General features: G+C 54.4%; 22 protein-coding genes. 3 read left to right on the forward strand and 19 right to left on the reverse strand.

All coding sequences use genetic code 11. The features are described from left to right. The 10 genes from ACN082_RS07535 to ACN082_RS07580 form a co-directional block, all read right to left on the reverse strand. Positions 1-402, reverse strand: a 402-nt coding sequence (locus ACN082_RS07535) for a hypothetical protein (protein ID WP_419100246.1), incomplete at its 3' end; no start/stop codon positions are given. 98 nt (positions 403-500) lie between these two features. After that, a complete protein-coding gene (locus ACN082_RS07540) occupies positions 501-2,723 on the reverse strand; it encodes an alpha/beta hydrolase (RefSeq protein WP_419100247.1) in 2,223 nt (740 codons plus the stop codon). Next, a complete protein-coding gene (locus ACN082_RS07545; protein WP_419100248.1) occupies positions 2,723-2,992 on the reverse strand; it encodes a hypothetical protein in 270 nt (89 codons plus the stop codon). The genes ACN082_RS07540 and ACN082_RS07545 overlap by 1 nt, the downstream gene beginning before the upstream one ends. A 30-nt stretch (positions 2,993-3,022) precedes the next feature. Further along, on the reverse strand, positions 3,023-3,805 hold the full coding sequence (locus tag ACN082_RS07550) for a hypothetical protein (RefSeq protein ID WP_419100249.1): 783 nt from the start codon (positions 3,803-3,805) through the stop codon (positions 3,023-3,025). Between the two features lie 30 nt (positions 3,806-3,835). Continuing rightward, on the reverse strand, positions 3,836-8,161 hold the full coding sequence (locus tag ACN082_RS07555; protein WP_419100250.1) for an FtsK/SpoIIIE domain-containing protein: 4,326 nt from the start codon (positions 8,159-8,161) through the stop codon (positions 3,836-3,838). Beyond that, positions 8,161-9,441 (reverse strand): hypothetical protein, encoded by a 1,281-nt coding sequence (locus ACN082_RS07560; protein WP_419100251.1) that lies wholly within the window; start codon positions 9,439-9,441, stop codon positions 8,161-8,163. Before ACN082_RS07560 ends, ACN082_RS07555 begins: the two co-directional genes overlap by 1 nt. A gap of 806 nt (positions 9,442-10,247) precedes the next feature. Next, on the reverse strand, positions 10,248-12,068 hold the full coding sequence (locus tag ACN082_RS07565) for an RDD family protein (protein ID WP_419100252.1): 1,821 nt from the start codon (positions 12,066-12,068) through the stop codon (positions 10,248-10,250). Positions 12,069-12,203: 135 nt separating this feature from the next. Beyond that, positions 12,204-12,482 (reverse strand): WXG100 family type VII secretion target, encoded by a 279-nt coding sequence (locus tag ACN082_RS07570; RefSeq protein ID WP_419100253.1) that lies wholly within the window; start codon positions 12,480-12,482, stop codon positions 12,204-12,206. Between the two features lie 298 nt (positions 12,483-12,780). Then, positions 12,781-12,987 carry a cold-shock protein gene (locus ACN082_RS07575; protein WP_419100254.1) on the reverse strand — a complete coding sequence of 69 codons (207 nt, stop codon included), beginning with the start codon at positions 12,985-12,987 and terminating at the stop codon, positions 12,781-12,783. A 267-nt stretch (positions 12,988-13,254) separates the two neighbouring features. After that, positions 13,255-13,674 carry a GNAT family N-acetyltransferase gene (locus tag ACN082_RS07580; protein ID WP_419100255.1) on the reverse strand — a complete coding sequence of 140 codons (420 nt, stop codon included), beginning with the start codon at positions 13,672-13,674 and terminating at the stop codon, positions 13,255-13,257. 87 nt (positions 13,675-13,761) lie between these two features. Here ACN082_RS07580 and ACN082_RS07585 point away from each other — a divergent pair, with 87 nt between their 5' ends. Then, entirely contained in the window at positions 13,762-14,283 is a 522-nt protein-coding gene (locus tag ACN082_RS07585; RefSeq protein ID WP_419100256.1) for a hypothetical protein, read from the forward strand. 111 nt (positions 14,284-14,394) lie between these two features. Here the strand turns inward: ACN082_RS07585 and ACN082_RS07590 are convergent, their stop codons facing one another. The 6 genes from ACN082_RS07590 to ACN082_RS07615 form a co-directional block, all read right to left on the reverse strand. Further along, entirely contained in the window at positions 14,395-15,144 is a 750-nt protein-coding gene (locus ACN082_RS07590; protein WP_419100257.1) for an amino acid ABC transporter ATP-binding protein, read from the reverse strand. Continuing rightward, entirely contained in the window at positions 15,137-15,814 is a 678-nt protein-coding gene (locus tag ACN082_RS07595; protein ID WP_419100258.1) for an amino acid ABC transporter permease, read from the reverse strand. Before ACN082_RS07595 ends, ACN082_RS07590 begins: the two co-directional genes overlap by 8 nt. Positions 15,815-15,847: 33 nt before the next feature. Then, on the reverse strand, positions 15,848-16,672 hold the full coding sequence (locus tag ACN082_RS07600; protein ID WP_419100259.1) for a transporter substrate-binding domain-containing protein: 825 nt from the start codon (positions 16,670-16,672) through the stop codon (positions 15,848-15,850). Between the two features lie 200 nt (positions 16,673-16,872). Continuing rightward, positions 16,873-17,709 (reverse strand): NlpC/P60 family protein, encoded by an 837-nt coding sequence (locus tag ACN082_RS07605; RefSeq protein WP_419100260.1) that lies wholly within the window; start codon positions 17,707-17,709, stop codon positions 16,873-16,875. Positions 17,710-18,065: 356 nt separating this feature from the next. Further along, positions 18,066-18,773: a type I-E CRISPR-associated protein Cas5/CasD gene (gene cas5e, locus ACN082_RS07610; protein WP_419100261.1), complete on the reverse strand. Its 708-nt coding sequence runs from the start codon at positions 18,771-18,773 to the stop codon at positions 18,066-18,068. Then, a complete protein-coding gene (locus ACN082_RS07615) occupies positions 18,770-19,375 on the reverse strand; it encodes a type I-E CRISPR-associated protein Cas7/Cse4/CasC (RefSeq protein ID WP_419100262.1) in 606 nt (201 codons plus the stop codon). Before ACN082_RS07615 ends, cas5e begins: the two co-directional genes overlap by 4 nt. A gap of 603 nt (positions 19,376-19,978) precedes the next feature. On the opposite strand from ACN082_RS07615, the gene ACN082_RS07620 reads away from it, so the two are divergent. After that, the gene (locus tag ACN082_RS07620) at positions 19,979-20,608 is read left to right on the forward strand and encodes a DedA family protein (protein ID WP_419100263.1); all 630 of its coding nucleotides are present in this window, start codon (positions 19,979-19,981) and stop codon (positions 20,606-20,608) included. An 88-nt stretch (positions 20,609-20,696) separates the two neighbouring features. On the opposite strand, the gene ACN082_RS07625 is transcribed toward ACN082_RS07620, so the two are convergent. The 3 genes from ACN082_RS07625 to ACN082_RS07635 form a co-directional block, all read right to left on the reverse strand. Beyond that, positions 20,697-21,893: an RNase H family protein gene (locus ACN082_RS07625; protein ID WP_419100264.1), complete on the reverse strand. Its 1,197-nt coding sequence runs from the start codon at positions 21,891-21,893 to the stop codon at positions 20,697-20,699. A gap of 210 nt (positions 21,894-22,103) precedes the next feature. Then, on the reverse strand, positions 22,104-23,942 hold the full coding sequence (gene ilvD / locus ACN082_RS07630; protein ID WP_419100265.1) for a dihydroxy-acid dehydratase: 1,839 nt from the start codon (positions 23,940-23,942) through the stop codon (positions 22,104-22,106). Between the two features lie 258 nt (positions 23,943-24,200). Beyond that, positions 24,201-24,377 (reverse strand): hypothetical protein, encoded by a 177-nt coding sequence (locus tag ACN082_RS07635; protein WP_419100266.1) that lies wholly within the window; start codon positions 24,375-24,377, stop codon positions 24,201-24,203. 187 nt (positions 24,378-24,564) lie between these two features. On the opposite strand from ACN082_RS07635, the gene treR reads away from it, so the two are divergent. After that, positions 24,565-25,299 carry a trehalose operon repressor gene (gene treR / locus ACN082_RS07640; RefSeq protein ID WP_419100267.1) on the forward strand — a complete coding sequence of 245 codons (735 nt, stop codon included), beginning with the start codon at positions 24,565-24,567 and terminating at the stop codon, positions 25,297-25,299. The last annotated feature ends 28 nt before the right edge of the window (positions 25,300-25,327 follow it).

The following is a 25,327-nucleotide window of genomic DNA, read 5'->3' on the forward strand; positions in this document are numbered from 1 at the left end:
CCCAACATTCTTCACCTCAAACCCACGAGACTCCCACAAAGCCCGCATCCGCTCAGACCTCGCAGTGTACTCCGAAGCAGGACGATCAGCCTTATCTTCCTCCTGATCAAAAGTATCCAAAGCAACAAACATCTGATATAGGGTCCCATCCCCACTCGAATCACACGCATCCTTAGCGTCAAAAGCCCGGTCAGCGACCTCCTGCGTGTCATAAACATCCCCATTACCATAGGCAAACAAGGACGGCTCCAACCCCGTATCCTCCACCACCTGAGGCAAGAGAACCCAAAACTCATCCTCAATAGCAGCCTGCTCCTGAGCCGACACCGCACGCGGCCCCGAAGAACACCCCACCACCAAAGCACCAACTGCTACCAAAGCACCCAACCTACACCATCGCATAGCCAGACTTCCTTTCTACTATTCAGCCCTCACTCCAGAGCCTATAATCATTACTCCGCTGAGGCACAAGCGCACCTTATCCGTTTGCACTGCGGAGTTTATTTGTTTTTGCCTGCGTCAAACTCTTCCCTGGTCATCCCCTGCTGCTGCAAGAGAATATTGAGCCATTTCTCTTTCTTCTCCGGCGAGGCGCTGTTCCACATTTCAGAGGTAATAGTGAATTGAACCTTGGTACCGGTGCGCGGTTCCTCTACATAGTAAACGGCTTTAAGGTAGCGGGCACCTGACGGGTTACCGTGGCTACCCAGCGAATGTTGAGCCCCCTGGTACTGGGTGTAAGCACCCGGTGACCAGTAGCCCTGCTGAGAGCCCGAGGTACTTACGGGGTGATAATCAACATCTTCGTAGTAGGTCCCATTGCTGTCGATTACCGCTATATCTTGCAGCTCTTGGGCAAATGTGATCTCCCCCGGTAACGGTCGTCCGGCTGCAGAAGCACCCGCTGGGGCTAACAGGTCATCAGGTGAGTGAACATACCAGAGCTCTTGCTGGTTATTCTGATTCCGCTCTATGCGCCAAAGCCCAGCATTAGCCGCATCGACAGCCTCTTGCATTGGCCCTGCTGACCCGTAGAAACCCACATTATTGACAGCGGTCTGCGAAAGGCTCAGGGCCTCGGCCGTAGTCGTTGTCCCGTAGGAATGGGCGTTCAGCGAGATATGGGGGTCATTGTATTCATCCGTGGTAGCAAGCCCAAAGGCCGAGATGTCCCGGTTACTTGACTTAGTAACGTTCAGGGCATCATAAAAGTCAGCTAACTGTTGCCCACCCTTTCGAGCCAGGTCCCCAGACAATACGCTCTGCTCGGGGTAGTCCGGGGTGTCTCTCTCGGTAAAAGGCACAGACGAATAATCCATATAAGGAGCGGCACCCCACGACTGGTCCGGGTACCGATTCGAATTCTTCATGTAATGATCCGCAGTGGCCCCAAGGTCCGGGGTGTCATAGCCCAGATAGGCAATAACAGCAACCCTCTCATCCTTTTTCTTTATACCATCCTGAGTCACATACATATCTCGAGCATTAATGACCAAGCTGTTGATACTACGGCCCACGTTATTATCCATACCGGGTACCATGACCGTGGTGGAGGTAGCCTCGTCCACATCCCCCACCGCGATTGCAGTCAAAAAGTCGTTCTCCCTTGTACCGTCCTTATCCCCCATATGGGAAATATCCAGGAAGAGGATATACCTTTCCTCGCCTTTTTTGCCTTCTGCAGCCTTTTTGATCTCCTGCAAGTCATCCTTATGCTCCTGAGAAATATCGGGGTCAGCCAACAAATCATCAATCAACTTGCGGCTCGCCTTATCACGCTCCTTATAGGAGACCCCGTTCAAATTGCTCACCAGGCCAGGCGCATAAGTAGTCAAAGCTTCCTTAAAGTTATCTGGAAGATTCTCCCACCACTGACGGGTATAGGTTGTCTCCCACACAACATCCCCTGTACTTGCTAAGGGGTTCCGGGCAAGATCAGGGTGCGTCCCAAAGAACTCTTCAAGAGACCGGGCATCCAAGTCACTGAGCAGCTTCAAGTAGGCTTCGTACTCGGCAGGACCGTCACCAGCATGAGCCGCAGCTTGCTCCAAATCACGCATCTGCTGCTCTGAAAGCCCACCCACCAAAATATCCCTAATACTTTGCATAGAAGACCCAAAGAGCCCACCACCCGCAGAGCCAGCGTCCACAGACCACAAACCCGCAACAGCCAACTGATACTTAGCGACCGCATCTGCGGACTTAGTCCCGTACTCCGAGCGGACCTCATCAACTACCCGTTGAGCTTCTGCAATACGGGTACGAGCCGCCGAAAGCTCCTCCTCCAGAAAAATTTTCCGAGCTATATTAGGCTCCTCATTCTCCTTTACCTGCGCAGCAAAAGCTCCCAGCGCACCGATCTCCTGCCTAGCGTCAACAGCCAGTTGCTCAGCAGCCTTGGCCTTACGCAAAGCCTCATCAGCTCTCTCCTGCATCCCCTCTAAGTCCTGTTTCCACCCCAGAAGGAGTTCCTGGGCGGTGGTAAACGTCCTGGACATCTCCTCCAAGACAGCTTTCCCCTCAGAAGCGACCTTTTCAATACGCCAGACCCGCAAAGACTCCGCATCATTCGTTACGATAGTACCCAGTTTGCCCGCAGCAACCGTAGCATCACCGGCACGAGTTCCCCAGTGCTCCGCTACAGAAGCATAAGCTTCCGGGCTACCAGGGCAAGGATCCCCGCCAGTCAGCGGAGACCAATCAAAAGGACGTACACCAACCATTATTTACTCCCCCCAGCACCATCAGCAGTCTTAAAATCATCGTAAACAGATTGAGCGCCCTCCTGGGCGTTGCCCAAAGCCGTCACCGTAGCCGTCAACAGTTGATCTTCTTGGCCCATCACAGCATCGGAATGGTGATGGGCTACCGGGTCATCGCTTGCAATCGAGCCGGATGTACTTGACGCATATGTAGTGAAAGAATCCTTAACCTCCCTAAAGGTATCGATGAGGTCCTGCAATAGCTCATAACTTAACCTAATATCTGCCATCAGAGATTCATCCTTCCTTCCACGTTCCCCCTACGAGGTAGCCTGCTCCAAGGCGACATCAACACCGTAGGCACCGCCAGAAACATCACGGAGCTTAACCTGGGCATCCCCCAGAACCTGACCCGAAGCTGAAGTAACGCTACAGGTAAGAGCAGAACCGTCCTTAACCTCAACGTAGCCATCACCGCACGAAACATCAGGTTTTGCTCCCAGCTGCCCCTCCAAAGCTGAGGCAACAACTGTAGCCACAGAATCACGAGAATCCGAAAGCGCTTTTTCCTTAATGCTGGGGCTAAGAGTCGTCCCCAGCTCTGCCTTGCCATCGGCAGTAACGCTCTTCACCGTTACCTGAGCAGAGCGGGCCTGATCTTCACCGGTAAACCGGGCCGAGCAGGTCACGCTCGCCCCCACAACACGTTCCAGTCCCTGCAAACAATTCACAGCCGGCTCAACCTGAGCCTCATTCGTCAAAGCCTGCAACGCCTGTGACCGCACCTCATCGGCAGAAATATCGCTCAAAGGCTCCTCGATTTCAGGCGTAATAGTCACATCCACGGTGTAGCCTTCATCCGTGAGGGAGGCAACCTGCACCGATGCTGAACGGCTAACCGACTCACCCGCCAAAGTAATCGTGCAATCTACGCTCGCCCCAGCCTCAACCTGCAAGGTCTTATCCCCGCAGTCCACCTGGGACTCCTTCTGGTAAGTTCCCCTCACAGCGACAACAGCGGCCTGCTCAACATCCGTAGCAGATGCCTCCTGAGAGGCATTAGAACAGCCAACAAGCAACAGGGGAACTGCCACACTAGACATACATACAAGAGCTATTTTCTTCATTCCTACTTATCCTTCACACGCAATCTGCACACTTGTTATCCGGCCATCACCAAGATTTACTAAAGCCCGGCCCACAGGGCGGGGTTGCGCCAAAATTTCCTGGGTTAAGGACAGCCCTACGGGTTTACCGCTAAAAATAGACGCGGGGTTAAGAACGGCACCGTGGCGGCGCTTAACCAGCTCATTCATCCACGACATAGCGCCAACACGGTCTAGCTCGTCAAGGCCGTCAGCCGCCACCACACGAACCCCCTGGCTGTTCAGGGCAGAACCAATCTTCTTCAGCTCATCAATAACCGTGAAGTCAGAGATAGCAGAAGCATCGTCAATCACCAGTAGGATGTCTCGCATCTTCAACACTTCACGAACGGATTCGGCTGTAATATCGGCACCCGCATAATGCGCCACAACATTCTCATGCCCCGCAAGGTCACGTACAGGAGAACGGAGAGGAGTCAACAGGACAACCTGCACACCAGCGTCCAACGATGATTGGGCCAGCGTCCTAAGCCCGGTAGATTTACCGCTCCTGCTCGCACCACCAATCACGAAGGTGGGGATTTCAACCAAATCAACGGGAACCGGAAGTACCTCGTCGCCACCGATACCTAGCAGAGGTTTCCACGGGAGCGCCGACGCACCGGCCGCAACCATGCTACTGTAGGTCACCTTAGCGGCCAGATCCCGCAGAGCCAGCGGAAGCTGCGACTCCGGAATATCGCTATGACGCTGAGTAGCGTGCTCACCAATAGCACCCAGCGCCTTGACCTGGGCTTGCGATGAGGTGTCTGCATTGAGCAGAGCGATCTGGGTTTCCCGCGAAGTACCAGAAGCAAAAGCCCGCCCCGGGCCTATTTTCTCGGGCAGCTCACGAGGGGACAAGCCCGCCATAGTGTAGTCCGTACGGTCAGCCAGTCGAAGCATCAACTTATGCTCAACCAAAGTGTTTGTGCGGCTTGAGAGCAGGGAACGATCACCGGTAATAATCAGGTGAACCCCGGCCGAAGCGCCCTCGCGCAAAATAGCCAGGACAGACTGGCCCACGCCACTCTGGCAGTTATCACCAATACCGTTCAGGAACCCCTCCCACTGGTCAAACAAAATGACAATATGCGCAAGCTTCTGGTCCTCGGGAGAGTTCCTACGCTGTTCGGCGACAGAGGTGAAACCCGCTTGAGAAAGAACCGTACGACGGCGGTTAATCTCGGTTTCCATCCGATTAATAAAACGTGTCAGCAAAGTCCCTTGCGTTCGAGAAATCACCGTATTGCAGTGAGGAAGCTGCAAAATACCGCGCAAACCACCGTTTCCAAAATCAACACCGTACAGGTGAATATCACGAGGAGAGCTGTTCTGACCTATTGCACCGGCAATAGTTCGTAGCGCCTGGGTTCGACCGGTACGCGGTGAGCCAACAATAAACAGGTGCGAAAAATCCTCGAAGTCCAGGCAGAGAGGCCTCTGGCTCTGGTCTGCAGGGAAATCTTGAAGGGCGAAAGGAATTTTAGGGATGTCGCTCCCTGCATCAGAAGGCACCTGGGCCACAATATCGGTAAGAACCACGTCATCACCCATAGACGGTAGCCAGGGGCTAGGCTGCGCAGGGATCTTGAGCTGTTCAGCCGCCTGCTCCATCGCCCCAACCAGCACCTGCAAGTCAGTCACAGCAGATTCGGTCTGCTTCTGTTTAGGAGGAACCGGGAGGGCATACCCTACCTGAGGCCAAGGAACCACATGCACCACCGGGTCAGGAATATCCTGCACAGTGCTCTCAACCCGAGCACCACCAATACGCGAAGACTGGAAGGGCAAGAGGGGGCTTGACCCGGACTTCACATAGGCACGCCCGGGAGTAGAGGTAGAAATCTCAGCCGCATCAGCAGTACCAATGACGTCCTTGCTCTCCACCGAATCAGCCATACGCAAGGCAATACGCAAGTTAGTGTTAGCCAGAATATCGGCTGTAATAGCACCCTGTGGGCGCTGGGTCGCCATCACCAGGTGAATACCCAACGAGCGACCACGCTGAGCAATATTGACGATACCCGCCACAAAGTCAGGGAGCTCAGCTTTTAGAGCAGCAAACTCATCAATCACCAAGACAAGGCGAGGCATCAAGAGCTCTGTCTCACCGCGCTCACGGGCAGAGGTAAAATCCTCAATATCTTTAGCGCCCACGGTAGCCAGCAGATGCTCACGGCGGCGCAGTTCGGCTGCCAAGGAGTCCATAGCTCTCTGCACCAGGTGATTATCCAAGTCAGTAACAATACCAACCGTGTGTGGCAGATTAACGAAATCCTTGAACGCCGCACCGCCCTTATAATCAATCAGCACAAAAGACAGCTCATCGGGTCGGTTACGCAAAGCCAGCGATGCAATCAGGGTCTGCAAGAGCTCCGACTTACCAGAGCCCGTTGTACCCGCGATGAGAGCGTGAGGGCCGTCTTTCCTCATATCAATCTCAAAAGCCCCATCAAAGGACTCACCGATAACAGCGGACGTGGAACGAGGCGAAAGTGCCCACCGTTGCATAACGAGTTCCGGCTCAGGGTCCTGCATCATGACGGTATCCAAGAAACGAGCACTGGTAGGAATCGCGGAATCGTCCTCATCTGTAGCATCTCGCAGAGGAGCCATCGGGCGGGCAATACCTTCAAACCAATCCCATTCAGGCAGATCAGGGGTAATATGCCCGAGAGAGTTCTCGCGGTCCCGTTTGAGGGTCCAGTCCCCACCCGCCTCAGTTACAACAGCCCGTGACTCTTCAGGTAGGAATCGTTCTTCGCTGTCGATACATAAAGAATAAATGCCCACAGAGGGGCCTTCGGCCAGCACTCGTGAAGCACCCGGCCATTGACGGAGTTTCCGGGCACCGTCGAAGACCACGACAATAGAGCGAAAGATATCGGTGTCCTTCTCAGTTCCCTGTTCCTGCCGTTGCTCAATCATCTGGGACAGCTCATTAAGGCGCTGTCCCACTGTACGGGTGTCATTACCGATAGTAGCGATAGAACCCTTAGAACTTGCTGCGTGAGGAAGCCACCTCACCCACTCCCACTCCCGAGCAGAAGCCCCATCAGTAAGCACGACAACTCCAAGATCTCGTGGGCTCTGAGATACAGCTAATTGCGCAATCGCCCAGGCAACGTTTCGGTGAACCACGGTCTTCTCACCGCAAAATCCGATAACCCCAAACTGTTTAAGAGAAACTGTTACCGGGACTTCCTGAGCTTTCATCAGCTGATTACGACGGTGATCGACCTCTTCAGGCCGGTAGATACTCACATCGGACTCAACTTCAGATACACCCAGGCGAATATTCAGATGGTCGGGGTCGCTTCTTCGACGCTCCCACAGTCTGGGGCTGGGCAGACTCGCAATGAGCCCGGCTGTTGCAGGATCCGGACTATACAAACGCTGCTCATTCGCAAAATCCACGACGGCCTGGTGAAGATCCCCGTCAATCTGCGCTCTCACCTTACGGTATTTTGCTTTCTTTTCTCGGTGGGTCACCTTACCGTTCTTACGGTTACTCAGGTAACTCACCAGCATCATCACAGGTGACATAAACCCAAAAATAAGGAAGTAAGGTCGCTTCATGACAGTAGCCATGACTATAGCAAGCAACAGGGGAGCCAACATAGCAATAATCGGCAGGGCACCACGCGAACCCATCTCGGGTTCACTCGGATATTTGAACTCCTTTGCACGATCTTTCGGCATCAGTCTGGGAGGCCGGTTAAAATCCAGCAACCCAAATCTCTCCGAGGGTGTTACCGAAGCGACCAAAGGAGCCTCCGTAAGAAGCTCAAAAACATACCCACCAACCCGCAGGGAATGGCCCTGAAGCCACTCTTGAGGTTCTGTGACAAGTTGCCCCTCAAGTTGCAGAGCCGATTCCTCAGTAGTATTTTCAACAGTGCACTGACCGGCTTCATTGAAGCTGAGCAAAGCAGCTGTTTGAGGAAGACCAGCACCTTCTAAAACGATAGAGCAACAGGGATCAGCGCCCAAAGTGTATTTCCCAGGTGCCAAGGAGCGAATAGTACCCGCGCCAGGGCCACTCACCTGCTCAATCAAGAAGAAGGGTGAAACCTTAAGGGACTCCTCTAGGGAGCTACTTTCCAAGGCTTTAGCACCTAGCACTACGCCCTCAGTAAGTTCAAGTTCGCCCCATGTTCCCCTCTTCTCGGCCAAGAGGGGAACAGGCTCACCCACCGTCGTTTCAATGGCTGACGCGACTGAACTAATAGGTGACTGAGGGTCCGCGTCAACGACCAGGTGTGAGACTGCGGATTGAGCGTTTTCCATGGAGAGACGGATCGATGTCATTATCTCTTACTATCAGTTGCTTTAGCAGTTTTTGCGATGGATACGCCAGTGAAAGCCCCAACGCCGAGTGCTACAAGAATGAGCAGTAGCACAGGCCACTTAGGGGCCGACTTGTTCAGGTTCACCACCGCAGTTGCACCCTCCGCGGTATTAGTCCCCTCTGGGGCGGCTACACCTGACCGAGGGTTAATCCGACCTTCAACATTCTTGGTTCCCTGAGCGTTTAGAACACTTGATTTGAGTTGCTTGTTCGGTTCCTGTGCGACGCGCGGGTCTTCAGCTTTAATTGAGCTGGTCTGAATCCATGTGGGGTTCTGGTCGATGGGAGTCTCCGTGGGCTCAGGTTCTTTCTCCTGCTCGATAACAGGTCTCACCTGCGCTTCAGCGGGTACGATGCTGGGGGCAGGAACAGTTTCTGCATCCTCCGAAGGGTCAGGAAGCGGTTTCTCTTCAGCTTCCCTTGTGGGCTCTGCCGTTTCTGCCGGATCAGGTTCGGCAGGCAAATCAGGTTCTACGGGGTCACCCGGGACCGGTTCTGCGGGGTCACCCGGGACCGGTTCTGCGGGAAGAGTTGGGTCAGTGATAACTGGGGGCTGAGTCTTAGCAGGCACCACGCTGAATGCCTTCGAGGCCAACAACCGGCCCTGAAAATCTACCGGAATATTATCTTGGGTAGGCACAATAGCCTGAAGTGAGTACTCCCCTACCTCAAGAGAAGCAGTCTGCTCCAGAGTCACTTTTTGGAATGAGCTCCATAGGCTATCGCCGGTGGGACGTGACAGTTCAATATCTTGGCTTGTAATGACTTCCCCACCACGAACAAGTTGCAGGGTCACGGGGTAATCCTTATACGATGGAGCAAACTGGTCACCTGAAATCTCAACAGTGACATCTTCCCCAGCAACAATACTGCCTACAGAGGTACCCAGCCTAGCCACAGATTCGCCCAAAATACCGAGCCGGTCTGACGCTGAAACCTGAGTCTGCTCATCCTGCGCAACAAGGTTTACGCTAGCGCTCGACATGTATGGGCTAGTAATGAGGTAGGCGCTGAAGAAGCCATCGGCATCGGTGGTGACTTTGAGAGTACCTGCTGCATTATCAAGGTCACCGGCTGAAGGTGTGCTTTCTGCAGCCCAGGTCGCAAAAGTAATACCCGGGATGGGGTTGTTGTTTTCATCAAGAGCGCTCACCTGAACTTCAGAATTGGGCTCATACCCGCCACCCGCAATAGGCATGACATACCCAGCTGCAGTAATCGGATACCGGGCTACAATCATAGGGTTATATTCTCTTGTGCCATCGGCAATGACTACACTCTGTGAGGTATCAAGGATCTCGGTACCGTCAGCAAGAACCGGTTGGTCCTTCTCATCAAAAAGCCTAATTTCTAAGGTGTACTTACCGGTCCTTTGGTCCTCCGGAACATGACACTCAAAAGCTTGTGCAGGGGGTTTCCCACTAACAGAGCACTGTACGGGGTCTGTCTCAAGTTCTTTGGCAGGAGTTAGAGATGCTTTAACGTGTGTTCCTTCAGGGATGCCTTCTACTGACCCCTTATAAATCTCACCAGGCTTAAGCTCGGATGTATCAGCCTTAACTAATAAGTGAATAGGATCTGCGGGAGCTTCAGTAGGGCTCGCACTCGGCGATGGGGTAGTTTCAGATGGGCTCGCACTCGGCGATGGGGTAGTTTCAGATGGGCTCGCACTCGGCGAGGGGGTAGTTTCAGATGGGCTCGCAGGTTGGTTATCTACCGTCGTTGAGGGCACAGGTGTCTCGGTAGTACCTCCCGGAGAATCATTGGCAACAGAAGCATCCTGCTTTGCAGGGTCAGTTGCAAAAACTGGTTCAGCTACCTCCCTCGGTGTGACAACCTCAGTTTTACTCAGTGTAGGTGCGACAGGTGCGGGGTCAGCCGGTGAGTCTGAATGCGAAAGAGTAGACGGTGTTGCCTCCGGAAGAGACGTAGCATTCGATGCTGGCATCCCTGAAGCCAGGAGAAGTGCCAGCGTAGCTGTCCCAGTGTTAAATATCAGCTGCTTCGGCCTCTGTGCTCTCATGTTGTCCTCTACAAGTGCGTGTTTTATTTGGTGTATTTTTCAAGCTTATTGTTGTGAGTTCTGATTATGGCAATGTCCTGGTTAGCCAACAAGGGTGTGATACCTGAAATTGACTGTACCTCGTCAGGCTCCATGTAAACATTACCTAGATTACTGCTGCCCAGAGCACCTTGACCGATAACGGTGATCGGCTCAATACCCTGCGCGATGAGATCAGCATCTGCTCTACCTTTTTCGACATCGAATAGGTAGCCGGCATAAAGAGCGGAATGCCCATCGGGGCCCCATAACAAATCTGGGTATGCAGAGATACGCTCCTGAGTTGTTTCAATATAGGAGAGGAGGTTCCCCGACTCGGTATCGTAAAAAGCCACTGTAACCGGCGTAGTTGGAGCAACACTATCGGGGTAAGGAGACCAAGTCGCCACAATCCTTTGGTGTCCAACAGAAACGATACTGTCGAAAGGCAAAGAGTCCTTGGGGGATGCAAGAGGATAGGCCGAAATTTCTTGGCCTTGACTGTCTGTTACCTTAATTTCTCCACCCAGACTATAGCTGACCATATTTTGCCCGGAAAAAGACCCCGGAACGAAGCCCGAAGGAATCTTTATCTCTTGAAAACCATCGGGGCTAAAACGCCAGGCCTTGTATTGTCCGTTCTTTTCGTCCTCAGCCGCAAAGAGAAGCTCATTCCCCGCAGCATATGGCTGTGCCCCAGCGGGAATTTTGGCGCTAAAAGGCTTATCTGCCCCCGTACCTGAGCTCCAACCAAAAGCAGTATCACCGATTGACCAGTAAATTCCAGGGGTGCCGCTAAAACTTGTCTGGGCAGACACCTCAACAGCCTGGTCAAGTGGGAAGTTAGCTACTTGCTCACCTGTATCCACCGAGAAGACCGTCAGTCTACGGCTTTCAAAAGAGAAAACGTTCGCCACGGTGGAGAACACTTTGGCATCGGGACTTACTGACTCGCTCCAATCAGGTTTTTCTTTATAACCGGGAAAACCCTGCCCGCTATAGCCAGCCACAGGAAGCTTCTGCGTCAGAGATGCCGCCAAGACCTCTCGTTGATCTTGGGGTTTAGGCATCTCTGGGTTAAGTTCATTGGCAGCGAAGACTAGCGCCGCAACCGTTAAACAGCTTGCTCCAATGGTTATAAGCCCCTGGCCAGCTGATCTAAAACCCTCAGACCGACGTCTTTTACGAGCCACTTCTAGGTGGTCTGAAACAGTCACCCGTGCCACACCAGAATCAGATTGCCCGGAGGAAATGTCGGCGGTTGCTGACTGGCCCGTAGCTCGAGGTGGAAATACCTGCTCCACAGGTGTTGCAGTCTTGCCAGACCACTCTTCAGGGTAAAGAGGGAAAAAACGTTTCTCCACATTCAGAGGGTCTTTACCAGCTCTCACATCAAGAACCCTAGTATTACCAGCTTTATGGGGCCAGGACTCAGATTCAACTTGGGTCTTAAACCTATAAGCCATCAGGAAGGGCCTGATACCAAGCCCCAGTAACCCAAGCAAGAAAGAGAAACCACGTGCATAAGCATCCGAAAAATCGCCCGGCCTAAGTGACTCAGCGCGAAGGGTTCTGATACCTACCAAACGCTTACCCGCAGTCTGCCCGGAAGATGCGTTCTGCGCGGCAAGGATCAAGGTGTAGGCGAGAACAATAAGCGCTAGAGCTGAACAGGTTAACCAGCCCACTAATGGGGACGGTTCAAACAAAAAACTGATAGCAAAGCACATTGCGTACCCAGCAGGAGCTGCCACAATCAAAAGATCAACAAAGTAGGCAAGAGCCCGCTTGTACAAGGGGGCAGGCACAAGCAAAAAACTATTCATAGGTGAGGTGCCCTCGAAGCGCGAAGAAAAGTAAAACTACAGACAAAGTTGGCGAAGATAAGTTCATCCTTATCTCCGCCAACTTGGCAAACATCTTATATAAGCGCTGATATGGGGTTATATCCCGCTAAGATATTAGGCGCCGTCAGCTGCCTTGAAGCGCTCAATAGTGCTCTTGAGATCCTGCTGGAAAGCCTGCAGGGCAGGAATGAGCTGGTGAGCCTTGGTATTGAAGTCCTGGTAGTTAGTCCCGAAAGCACCACTGGATACCTCAGTGGAGAAGCCACCCTCGGGTGAAGTCAGGTTGTTGATGCGGTTAAGCAGGTTGGACAGCGATACTTCAAAATCCGTTGCTGCAGACTGCAGGTTGGCCGCTTCGGCTTCCATGGCCGCATAATCAATCTTGATAGACATTAAAGGTGCTACCTTTCTTTAGCCTGCAAACTCCCCTGGCTGGAACCAGGCTTTTCATCTGCAGCGAATAGTCATATTACGGTAGTGAGTAAATCTTAAGAATCACTCACTCTGATTCATCCTACCAACTCAAGACCTTAAATCCAGCACTTAACGGGATTATCCACAGCTAAATACCGGGTGAAGATATCCCACCATTGAACAGCTACCGGAAGCCGTAAAAACTTTGGGGATATAAAGGGTTCGGCCCCCGTCCATAGTGGACGGGGGCCGAACCCTTTATCAGTTAGCGCAATGCTTAGCTGAGAACGTTGATGTTCGCGGCCTGCATGCCGCGATCGCTCTGCTCGGGATCGTAAGCAACTGAGTCGCCTTCTTCGAGTGAGCGGTAGCCGTTTGAGTTAATCGCTGAGAAGTGAGCGAAAAGATCTGCTGAGCCGTCGTCGGGCTGGATGAATCCGTAGCCTTTTTCAGCGTTAAACCATTTTACAGTGCCAGTAGCCATGTGTTTTATTCCTTCTGGAAAATGCGTCCAAACCTCGAACGCTTAAGGTGTGCCCTCTCTTTTCCCAAGGAGATGAAACGCAAAACTAAAAACAAAATTCTAAATTCTTACTACACCAACCGGTGGGCACGTCTCTGACTCTACAGCACCCCGGCGGCTTTGTATGCATTATGTGTCGCAGGTCTCCTTTGTGGCTGCAAATGCAGCTCAATACCCTGACTCTTAGGCGCCAAGCCCCTGATGAAAGCCAAGAAAATCTAGCGGTTTTTACTTAAAGGAGGCCAGGGTCAGGCAGTTATAGTCACCCACGGGCCTAAAACCACGGGAAAGGTAGAGGTCAATAACATGCTTGTTACCCTCATGGGCATCTGTAGAAATATAAACCTGACGCACCCCACCAACGGCCTCCAGGGCGGCATCGAGAAGAGAGCTACCCACGCCCTGCCCCTGGGCGTCCGGGTGCACCAATAGATCCTGGATGTAGGTAATCGTCACGCCGTCCCCGACCGTTCTCACCAAGCCAATCAACCGGCCAGAAAAGTCACGCGCGCAGGCCAGATAGTGCGACCCTCTGCACATGGCCACCAGATTCTCAGGCTTTTCAGTGTAGGCGGACCAGCCCACCGAAGAGTAAAGCTCCTCAAGCTCATCCCTGGCAGGGACAAGCCCCAGCACTAGATCAAACATTTTGCCCCCTCACCGATATGGGCCGCTCGCTAGGTCTGGGGAACAGCAGCCAACTGTACCGCCAGAAAATCACCTTAGTATTAAACTATGCAGAAAAAATCACAGATAGACCAGCTGGGCAAACTAAAACCCCAAGACGTAGCCCACCGTGTTTCGGCCTATACTTACGGCAATATCCTGGCCCTAGGGGCACTCATCCTCACCAAACCCGGTCAGATTGCTCAGGGCCACACACTCACCGTTCTGCTAGCAACCGGGCTCACCACCTACCTGGCTCACTTTCTAGCAGAAAGCCAGGAGCACCGCCTCTTGCACGGCAAGGCACTCACAGGTCAAGACATCATAAAAGCCTTACGCAACGCAGTGCCCATCATGAGCTCGACACTACTACCGGCTCTCTTTATTGCCCTAGGTTCCTGGGGTTTTCTCGCTCCCCCCACAGCCTGGTTCCTAGCGGTCACAGTGCTACTCTTACGGCTGGCCTCCATGGGGTTTGTAGTAGCGCGCTACCAGCAGCAAGCAGCCAGCTTCCGGACCTTACTTGGTGGAATCCTCTTCGCCAGCCTCGGTCTAGTAGTGGCCCTACTCAAGGCCCTGCTGACGCATTAGCAAGCTACTCTAACCCAAGCGCACTCACCCAGCGGCTAGCCATATCGGCCTGTGCAGGTTCGCATAACCAGCCAGGGTCAGACCCAATAGGGCGCTAGGTGACGAAAATAGCTAGATGCGGTAGTCCGTCATCTCAAAGATTTGCAAGAAGCGGGCGATACGCTCATTGGTGGATTGGAAGAAAGGCTCGGGCGCACCGTTATAGAGCACCTTCCCTCCGTCCAAAAAGATGATGCGGTCCGCAACCCGGCGGGCGAAAGCCATGTTGTGAGTGACCACCACCAGGGAGCGCTTCTCTCGCGCTAGATCAATCAGAACCCGGATGACCTCGGCTTCTAGCTCCGGGTCAAGGGCACTGGTAGGTTCGTCAAAGAGTAGGTAGTCCGGGGACACCGCCAGGGCGCGGGCAATAGCCACCCGCTGCTGCTGACCACCGGAAAGACTATCTGGGTAAGAACTAGCCTTATCTCCCAACCCCACCTTGTCCAAGAGCTCCACGGCATACTGATGGGCAACGCCCTTGCCTACCTTCCCATTCAGGACCGGGGCAAGAGCCACGTTCTGAACAGCGGTCAGGTGCGGGAAAAGGTTGAAACTCTGAAAGACCATAGCCGAGTGTTTGCGGATACTCCGCACCTGCTCATCGGTCAATTTGCTGGAAAAATCAACCGAATCCCCCGCAAGATCCAGTACACCAGCCTCCGGTACCTCTAGCAGGTTGAAACAACGCAAAAGTGTTGATTTACCGGAGCCTGAGGGGCCCAGAATCACCGTGGTCTCACCACTGGTGAGCTCTAGGGAAACCCCGTTCAAGACAGTTTGCTCACCAAAGCTCTTGGTCAGGTTCTGCACACTAAGCATGGGAGCTCCTTAGATAGCGGCTGGTGCGCTTTTCGAGGGCCTGCTGGGCAATCGACAGGACGGTAAAAATAACCAGGTAGATAAGAGCAACTTCAAGGTACATAGCCAGGGGCTCAAAAGTACGGGCAGCGACCTGCTTACCGGACTGAAAGAGGTCAACCATAGAAATGACCGACACCAGTGAGGTTCCCTTAACCAGATCAATCAGGTCGTTTCCCAGGGGCGGCAGGGCGATGCGGGTAGCCTGAGGTATCACCACGTGGCGCAGGGTCTGCTTGCGGGTCAGATTCAGGGTACGGGCGGCCTCAAACTGGCCACGCGGTATAGAAGCGTAAGCCGAGCGGAAAGTCTCAGCCACATAGGCCCCGGTATTCAGGCTCAAGGCAATAACCGCAGCAGGCCAGGGATCAAGAGTGATGCCCAGCCTGGGTAGCCCGTAGAAGACCAGGAATAACTGCACCAAAAGTGGTGTACCCCGGAAGAACCAGACAAAGGCGGTAGCCAACCAGTTGAGGGGGTTATACCGGCTCAGGTTGCGGGCGGCTGTCGCCAGCAGACCTAGCACCAGCGCAAGCACAAAGGCAACCAGGGTAAGAGGTACTGTTACCTGCACGGTAGCCAGCAAGAGGGAGGGCAGAGATTCTGCCCACAGTTCTAGGTAGCGGTCCATGATGTCCTAGAGATCTTTCTCCGGGCGGGCCGGTTAGGCTTTAGCCGAAGGACTGAGATCAAGACCTACATACTTCTGGTAGATAGCCTTAAGGTTGCCATTTTCCAGGTTCTTGGTGATGGAGTCGTTGATGGTTTTCTGGAGGCTGAGCGCGCCCTTGGGCATGAGGATAGCCGGCTGGGATGCCTCCCCCAGCAACCCGTCAAGCAGGCGAATAGGGGCATCGGGGTGCTGTTCCTTGTAGTAGGCGAAGGTGACGGCATCGTTGCCTACGGCATCTACACGGCCGGTGAGTACCTGCTCAATGGCCTCGTCGAAGCCGGTCACAATGGTCATCTTTGCGCCTGCAGCCTCTAGTAGGGTGCGGAAGTTGGAGGTTTCACTCGATGCGGCAGTCGCGCCCTTGAGGTCCTCAATCTTCTGTAGGGAAGAACTCTCCAGAACAGCGACCCTGCCCTCAGAAGCAAGGTAGGGGGTAGAAAAATCGTACTTCTGCTTGCGTTCTTCCGTGGGGGAGACATTATTGATGACAAGGTCGTAGCGGTTGGAGTCCACACCGGCAATCAGCGAATCCCACTGGGTTTCGATGTATTCGGCTTTGACACCCAGATCGGCGGCGATGAGGTCGGCAAGATCCTTTTCCATACCGACCAGCTGGCCGGATTCATTGTGGTAGTTCCAGGGCGCGTAGGTACCTTCTAGGCCGACACGGAGAGTTCCGGAATCTTTGATGGCCTGGAGTTTATCTCCTGCATCAGTTGAGCTGGCCTGAGAGGATGAGCCGCAGGCAGACAGGGCAAGCGTCACCAAAGATGCACCGGTCAGTGACAGAGCGCTACGGCGGGTGAGGGCCTTCATGGGTTGGTTTTCCTTTCGAGGAGCTTGATCTTACGCCCATTGAGCCTATACCCGCTGGCAACAAGTCAAAGAATTATTGTTACGCCTTTATTACGCACTTCTAGGGGAGGCAGTCACATCATCACCCACAAGGCATAAACCCCACCCTAGAAGGGTGGGGTTTATCAGGACTTATTTATTGGCTCGGTAGCCGGTAAGTATTAGCTGTTGTAAGCTGCGGGGGACACGAAAATGGGTGCTGATGCGTTGGGCAGGTTCACAGAGAAGACGCTGGTGCCCATACCGTTCCAGCCGCCGTGAACAGCCTGGCCGTTACCAATGTAAACAGCGATGTGTTGCTGGCCAAAGCCATTGGAGGCGTAGATGACCAGGTCACCGGGCTGGGGGTTGGAGGTCACGGTACCCAGTGACATGTAATCCATGGGCCAACCGTGGAAGTTAATGCCAGCGGCCCTCAGGGAATTGGTGGCCAGCGCGGTGCAGTCGGTCTGCGCGTTGACAGATGCGGCTGCCAGAGCCGCCGCAACAACGGCATCACGTTTTGCCTGGTTAGTAGCCACAGCAAGGGTGGGGGCAGGTGCGGGCTCCTGAACGGGAGCTGCGACCTCAACAGGTGCGGCCGACTGAACGGGGGCTGGCTCTTCTGCTGTCGGTACAGGTGTTTCTTCTACAGGTGCGGGCGCGTCCTCAAGAACCTCTACAGTTTCTGACTGTACAGTGACGGCTGCTTCTTCAAGAGCGGGAGCCTCTGCAAGAGGTGCTGCCTCTGTAGGAGCCTGCTCGTCAATAACGGGTGCTTCTTCAAGTGCGGGAGTGGATTCAACCGGCTTTTCGGGAGCCACAACGTATTCGGGAACACCCCACTGCCCAATTTTGGTCTCGTCGGCAAGGTCGAATGCCTTGAGCTGGGGGGTGGTAACTACTGCACCGTTGTCTACGGTGGTCTGCGGGGCTTCATTGTTGGTTGCGTTAGCTGCTGCAAAAACAGCACCTGACATGATGACACCTACCGCACCTACGGAGAGTGAACGACGCAATGTTGTACCTTTCGTCTCTTCTGGAGATCTTCGCAGCCGGGTTGCTGCTACGTGCTGGGCGGCCCGCCTTTCTTAAGCGGAGCTCCCATGCTTCCCTCGGAAGCTGATTGGACCCGAATAATTTTATAACGATTTGGTAACGATGTATACCATATCGTTATAAAAGTTACTTTTGCACCAATTACCAACTCGTCAAGGTGAGGTTCCAGATACCGGTTTTTGGGTAAGACCGCCCGCCACAGGCCGCTTAGTATCAGCCCCCTGCATTCACTGATGGGAGCAGAATAGTAATTCAATCCAGCTGACACAAAGACGGTGTGCACCGCACTGATGCACACCGTCTCCACAAAGCAGGGTTAGGTCGTTACCGTTTTGCGACGTTTAAGATCCCGTCCCACAGCCTTGAGCCATGCCTGGCGGTCAGGAACCGTAGGCACCTCCTTAACGGAGGGAGCCATGAGGTGGTTTTGCACGAACTCATGAATAGTTACCCGCGCTTTTCCCTGGTCCCCGTGGGAGGAAATCGCAGGGAGCTGGTAGATCAGCTCAGAATTTCCTACGCCCAAGTAGAAGGGAAAGACAGCCGGGAAGGCTTTACGCCCCATGTAAGTTGAGAACCTGGGGCTCCGTAAGGCCCGGTCAATTTCCTCCGTACGCCCTTCCGCAGTAATCCTCACAATAAACTCAGTATCGGCCAGGTAAGTGCGGTTCACAATGGACGTACCTCCCTGAGCGTCAGGGGTAAATACGAGGTTTTTTGCGCTACCGGCCTTCATCCCCTGAGCGAGAAGCAAACGGCGGCGGAACTTCTCTTCACCTGTGCGCTGGTTAATAGTGTGAAAATCATCAACAAATGTTGCACGGCGGTCCTGCCGCACGGTGAAATGGACACTTTCCAACCATTCAGGGACTTCATCTCGCCTATACCCTAAGGCACCCGCCAGAAGGCCCCGTAGGCTACGAGGGGAGGGCACTTCCTCTGTCCTCACAATGTTGCCGGTAACGGCTGCCCCTGCCCAGGACTGCAGGGGGCCAGCCAGTCGGATGTAAATAGAGTCATTCACTGCTGAATCCATTCGACAACGGTATCGATAAATTCCTTGAGAGAGGTCGCTTCAAGGGTGCCAAACTTACCGTTGAGACCTTCATAGGTGCCGGTCAGCGCCTCAAGGGGTCCAAAGTTATCGGGGTCGAAGTTGCGCGCCTGCTTGTACTGCTTTGCTAGGTGTTCAATGCTAGGAGCCAGGTAGCCACCTTCCTGAGCGTTGCGAACAGGGGTCTCAAAATCGTAGGCAGTACGGTACTGCTGTTCTTCGGCCAGAACGAGGGCAGGCTGGATATAGGGGGCGGTGCTGTTTTCTTTACCGCGGGGCAGGCCATAGATGATTGCGGTAATAAGATCACGGAGGTTACCCTCTGCCTTCTCCTGCCCGAAGCCAGTCCAGGACTCTTTGAGCTGGGCTCTATCGATGCTGATGGTCCGGTAGAAGATACCGTTGGTGTATTGGGCCACACCGAGGAAGGTAGCGCCGGTTTTACCTTCTCGTTCCTTCACATCGTCTACCGTTGAGAAGTAGTCGGTTTCGATAGTGGCTGCATGGGTCGTTACCCCGGGTGAAACACTTAAAGCTGCCTCTGTATTCTTCTGGGGAGCGTTGGCAAACATGCGGCCAGGGGGTATTTCCAAAGGTGTGGGGGCATGTTGTTGGTAACCCGGCTCTTCCCCGCGTAGGCGGGGGTATTTCCACGAAGACCCGCTTCAATCACGCAGTCGTCTCCTCTTCCCCGCGTAGGCGGGGGTATTTCCGAAGAAATCTCAGCACAGGACCGCGATGTGCTCTCTTCCCCGCGTAGGCGGGGGTATTTCCGAAGAAATCTCAGCACAGGACCGCGATGTGCTCTCTTCCCCGCGTAGGCGGGGGTATTTCCTGGGATAGTCAATGGGATAGTCCGCGCGAGCTCTTCCCCGCGTAGGCGGGGTATTTCTGTGTCCCCCGCCTTACCAGCCGTAGGGATAGGCTCCCCCCCCCCCCGCCTAAGCGGGGACACCCAAAAAGTCTTTGCCGTAGCTAGGCACAGCACCAACACCGCCCTCACCACCGGAAGTACCCGCCCCGGTAAGAAGAAACTAAAAGTAGGTTCCGCTATCACAGTTCCTTGGGGGGAAAGAGGCCTAAGGCCCTAGCGCCTATGCTAAGTCAGACACCCTCAGCTAAACTGGGGGACATTGCTTAAACGCCCCTCACCGCCACCCCACGAAAGGGCCCCTGTGCTCCAGAACATCATCGACTGGGTTATCTCTATCATGGAAGCCATCGGCTCACCCGGTGTTGGCCTGGCCGTCTTCCTTGAAAACGTCTTCCCGCCCATTCCCTCTGAGGTGATTCTGCCGCTGGCCGGTTTCACTGCATCCCAGGGGTCCATGAATATCTTTGCAGCTTTTATCTGGGCTACCATCGGTTCACTGGCAGGAGCCTACTTCCTCTACTACCTGGGGGCGGCAATCGGAGCTGACCGCCTACGCCGTATCGCAGATAAGATGTGGCTGGTCAAAGTGGAGGACGTCGATGGTGCACTTATCTGGTTCGACAAGTACGGTAAGGCCTCTATCCTCATCGGGCGTGTTATCCCGGGTATCCGTTCCCTTATTTCCATTCCTGCCGGTGTTCACCGCATGAACCCCATAACTTTTGGCCTCTACACCTTATTGGGTTCAGCTATCTGGAACGCCCTGCTCATCTACTGCGGCTGGATACTCGGTGAAAACTGGCCTGTTGTTGAAGGATTCATTGATCGGTACTCCAAGGTAGTGTACGCCCTAGTCGCTCTTGCCCTGGTAGGCACTTTCGTGTGGCTCATCCTCCGTGCCCAGAAAGATAAGAAGGCAAAAGCTCTCTAGGGCTCTCCCCTACCGCGCCTCAAGAGGCCACCTGTTTCTCCCTCCAATGAAGGTAAAAACAGGTGGCCTCTTTGCTGTGGATCCCTACCTACTTCCAGAGCCGGTTACGGGCGTGAACAACCGAGGGTTTAATCTGAATCCACTCAGCACACGGTAGCCGGAGCGCTTTTTCGCACCCGGAGAGCGCGGTAATAATCGACTCGCACCGCTGGTTGAACTCAGAAACGTACCCCTTTTCCACGATCTGCCCGGGGAAATGACGGTGCATCTTAGAAACCGAGTCGGATGACTCCTGAAGCCCGTGCCCTGAATGCCCAGGGACATGCTTAACCAGCACCCGACGCTCACGGATAGCCGCAGTGAGCCGCTCCATCTCGTCTAAGACCTGCTGGTTCTGCACACCCTCGGTTGTCCAAGTCTTATAGACCCAGCGGTTATGGGCCAGACGCAACACAAAGGTAAGCGCCCCCAGGGAGTCAGTGTGAATAATCAGCTGCCGACCGCCGTGGTAGAAGATATTGAAAGCCGCCAGCATGGCCGAGAGCTCCCCGGTCATAATGTTGGTGGCATCGTAGTGGGAGTGAAAGAAGAAGCCGTCCTCACTCACCCCACCAATACCCATGCGGCCACCCTTATGGTAGCGCTTGTTGTTGGTAGAGCGGTAAGAGCAGTCAGTAAAGACACTGTACTCCGCCAGCTTTTCCAGGGGGAGCTGGGCGGTGTTCTGCTCAAGTTCACGGTGGGCTAGTCGGGAAGCCTCATCAAAGAAGTGAGGCATAAGTTCTGCCGCCGGGGTGCCCAGAAGTTTCACGTGAATTTCCCCCAGCGAGTGAGACTCATAGGGGTTCATCACCTTATCCAAGGAACGGTATTCCATGAAGTCGCGGAAGGCAGTGAACTTACGGAAGAGCAGTTTAAGGTAGTGCTTATCTGCAGCTACGGTCATCAGGTTCTGTTTGTATTCCTCGGGGATAACATCCATAGCGGCCAGGATGGCGCGACCCAGCATGTCGGTGTGTACCGTATCGCAGGGTTCCATCAGACAGTGAGTGAGAGATTCCGCGATAGGTTCGCACTCTAGAACTTCGCGGTCCCCGTTCTCCCGAGAGATAAACACAAAAGCCGTGAGCCCAACATGGCAGTCACCGGCAACCCGTATCTGGTCCATGACCACGGCGATGACGGCTACACCCTGTTCAGTGAAGCCCGCCGGGTAAGAGCTGGTGTAATCTGGCGGCTCCCAGGTTAACTGGCATTTCTTAATATGCGCGGGCGTGATGTCCACATTATTCATCTCCTATGGGGTTGTCGGTATTATGCTTACCCCTTAAAGCTATCTCAGGAGACTGACTAATTGCTACCGGCGCCCCACCCACTGGACAGAGCAGCCCTTCTCTCAACAGTAAAACTCCTACTCACCGGTAACTCAAAAGACGAAAAAGCCGGGGGGCTTGAAGCCACCCCGGCTTTACCGGAAAACCTCAGAAGCTACCCCTTACTCGGGTACGATGCGCACAGCACCCTTATCGGCGCTGGTTACCATCGAAGCGTAGGCCCGCAGGGCACTGGACACCTGGCGCTCACGCGGCTTGGTGGGCTTCCAGGGGGCAGGGCCCTTAGCGGCACGGCGGGCGGCTAGGACCTCATCGGGTACATTCACGCGCAGAATCCGGTTATGGACGTCAATCTCAATTTCGTCGCCGTGCTCAATCAGGCCCACGGCGCCACCAGCGGCGGCCTCGGGTGAGATATGGCCGATGGAGATACCCGAAGTGCCGCCCGAGAAACGACCGTCAGTAATCAGTGCGCACTGCTTACCTAGGCCCAGGCCCTTGAGGTAGGAGGTGGGGTAGAGCATTTCCTGCATGCCCGGCCCGCCCTTGGGGCCCTCGTACTGGATGACCACGATATCCCCGGGCTTAACGTTCTTGGAGAGAATCTCGTACACGGCCTCGTCCTGAGACTCCACGACAAAAGCCTTACCCACAAAGTGGAAGAGTTCCTCGTCGATACCGGCGCTCTTGATGATTGCGCCGTCCTCAGCGATATTGCCGTAGAGCACCGCCAGGCCGCCGTCCTTGGTGTAGGCGTGCCCAACCGAGCGGATACAGCCCTTTTCGGGGTCGGTCTCGTGCGAGTCGAACTTGTTAGCGGTGGAGAAAGCCTGGGTGGTGCGAACACCTCCGGGGGCAGCCAGGAAGAGTTCCTTAGCGGTTTCGGTGGCCGCGCCGGAACGAATATCCCAGTCAGAAAGCCAAGATTCTAAAGAATCGGAGTGAACCGAGTGGACGTCGCGGTTGAGCAGGCCACCCCGGTCAAGTTCGCCCAGCAGGGCTGGGATGCCACCGGCACGGTGGACGTGCTCAATGTGGTACTGGGTGGAGTTGGGGGCAACCTTAGCCAGGCAGGGCACCTTGCGGGAAATCGCGTCAATGTCGCGCAGGGTAAAGTCCACACCGGCCTCGTGGGCAATCGCCAGAATGTGCAGGACGGTGTTGGTGGAGCCACCCATTGCAACATCCAGGGCCATAGCGTTCTCGAAAGCGGCTTTGCTGGCAATGCTGCGGGGCAGGACGCTCTCGTCGTCCTGCTCGTAGTAGCGCTTGGCCAACTCAACGATCTTGGCACCGGCCTCTAGGAAGAGCTGCTTACGGGCTACCTGGGTGGCAAGGGTGGTGCCGTTACCGGGTAGGGCTAGGCCAATGGCTTCGTTGAGGCAGTTCATGGAGTTGGCGGTGAACATACCGGCGCAGGATCCGCAGGTGGGGCAGGCGTTCTGTTCGACCTGGGCTAGGGCCTCATCGCTCACGGAGTCGTCAACGGCCATGACCATAGCGTCTACCAGGTCCAGGCGGTGCTCTACTACGCCGTCAATGGCGGCACCCGATTCCATGGGCCCGCCAGATACAAAGATGACGGGGATATTCAGGCGCATAGCGGCCAGCAGCATACCGGGGGTGATCTTGTCGCAGTTGGAGATACAGACCAGGGCATCGGCGCGGTGGGCGTTGACCATGTACTCTACCGAGTCCGCAATCAGGTCGCGGGAGGGCAGGGAGTAGAGCATACCGTCATGGCCCATGGCGATACCGTCATCGACCGCAATGGTGTTGAATTCTTTGGCTACACCGCCGGCTTCGCGGATAGCACCGGCCACCAGCTCACCCATGTTTTTCAGGTGCACGTGGCCGGGAACGAATTGGGTGAAAGAGTTGGCAATAGCAATAATGGGCTTGCCGAAGTCGTCTTCTCCCATGCCGGTTGCCCGCCAGAGCGCGCGGGCTCCTGCCATGTTCCTGCCGTGGGTGGATGTGCGCGAGCGCAGTTCTGGCATCGTGTTCCCCTTGATAACTGGTGGTAGTCGTCTTGGGTATCTAGTTTACGCCGGGTGCTGGTGAGGGTAGATGCAACCGCTGAGTGTTCTCAGATAGTGGAGTTTTAGACAGTGATAGGTTTTTCTCCCCAGATTTTGTTGAATAAGCCTTGTCTAGGAAGAGTTACTCACGGCAAGCACAGGGGGACGCCCCGCCTGCTCGCGGCCAACGGTAGTATTCAGGCGTCGCCCACCGGAGTTCTCCCCCTCGAACTTCTGCTAACTCCATGGATCGCTCTGCCAGCCCTCCGCTTCTTTGAGGTAGGCATCCTCTGGCTGGTTCTCTTGCATTTCACGGGCCAGAGGCTCGAAGCGCACCCCGCGCCAGGCAGGTGCCTTTCGCGCTAGACAGACCCCTTGGGGTTGCTCGCTCAAACCACTGTTCCAGTAGGTCAAACCCAGGAATACTTTTCTCTACTCCTTCAGTTCAGATTCCCATCAAACGTGTGACATTTATTTATGGGTGGTTCCCTCGAAAACCCTGGATAAGCCCCCTAGACTATAGGGAAACACGACCGCCGTGTAAAAGCTCTCACTTTATTTGGCACAGAGTGCTATCGCACATGTTATTTAGGGGAACCCAATGGGAAAATTTGAACGTATCTACCACGATTTGGCTCGTGACATTGATGAGGGTAAATACGGTGTCGGGGATTTGTTGCCCAGTGAGATGAAGCTGACTGAGCGCTATCAGGTATCCCGTGAGACCGTTCGCAAAGCCCTGGCTATTCTGGTTGACCGGGGATATATCCAGCGCATTATGGGGAAGGGTTCGCTGGTGGTTGATCACAAACGGTACTCCATACCCGTTTCATCGTTGTTGAGCTATAAGGAATTTGCTGAGTCAGCTAGCCGCAGCACACTCACCGAGCTTATTAAGCTAGAAGATGCTGTGTTGCCTCCGGTTCCCTTCCAGGCACTGGCAGAAGGCACTGTTGAGCAGGTGCCAGTTACCCATGTGATGCGTGTACGCCACATGGATGGCGCACCGGCGATTATTGACCATGACTATATTGTCAAAGCTGTTGTTCCCAATATATCGGGGGAGGTAGCCAGGGACTCGCTCTACACTTATTTTGAGCAGGAGCTGGGGCTGAACATCGCCTCAGCCTCAAGGCAGATCACGGTTGAGCCGGCTACACCCAACGATGCCAAGTACCTGAATCTGCACGCTGGGGAATACGTTGCGGTGACAACGTCCATTACCGCATTGGACGACGGCACGGCCTTTCAGTACACCATTTCTCGTCACCGGGCAGATAAGTTCCGCTACCTGGACTTCGCCCACAGGCGCCGGGGAATTCCAGTTTCTGAATAAAGTTCCAAATCTCTTATAACCCAAACAG

The organism is Rothia sp. CCM 9417, assembly GCF_048513575.1.
In the GTDB taxonomy this organism is placed as follows: domain Bacteria; phylum Actinomycetota; class Actinomycetes; order Actinomycetales; family Micrococcaceae; genus Rothia.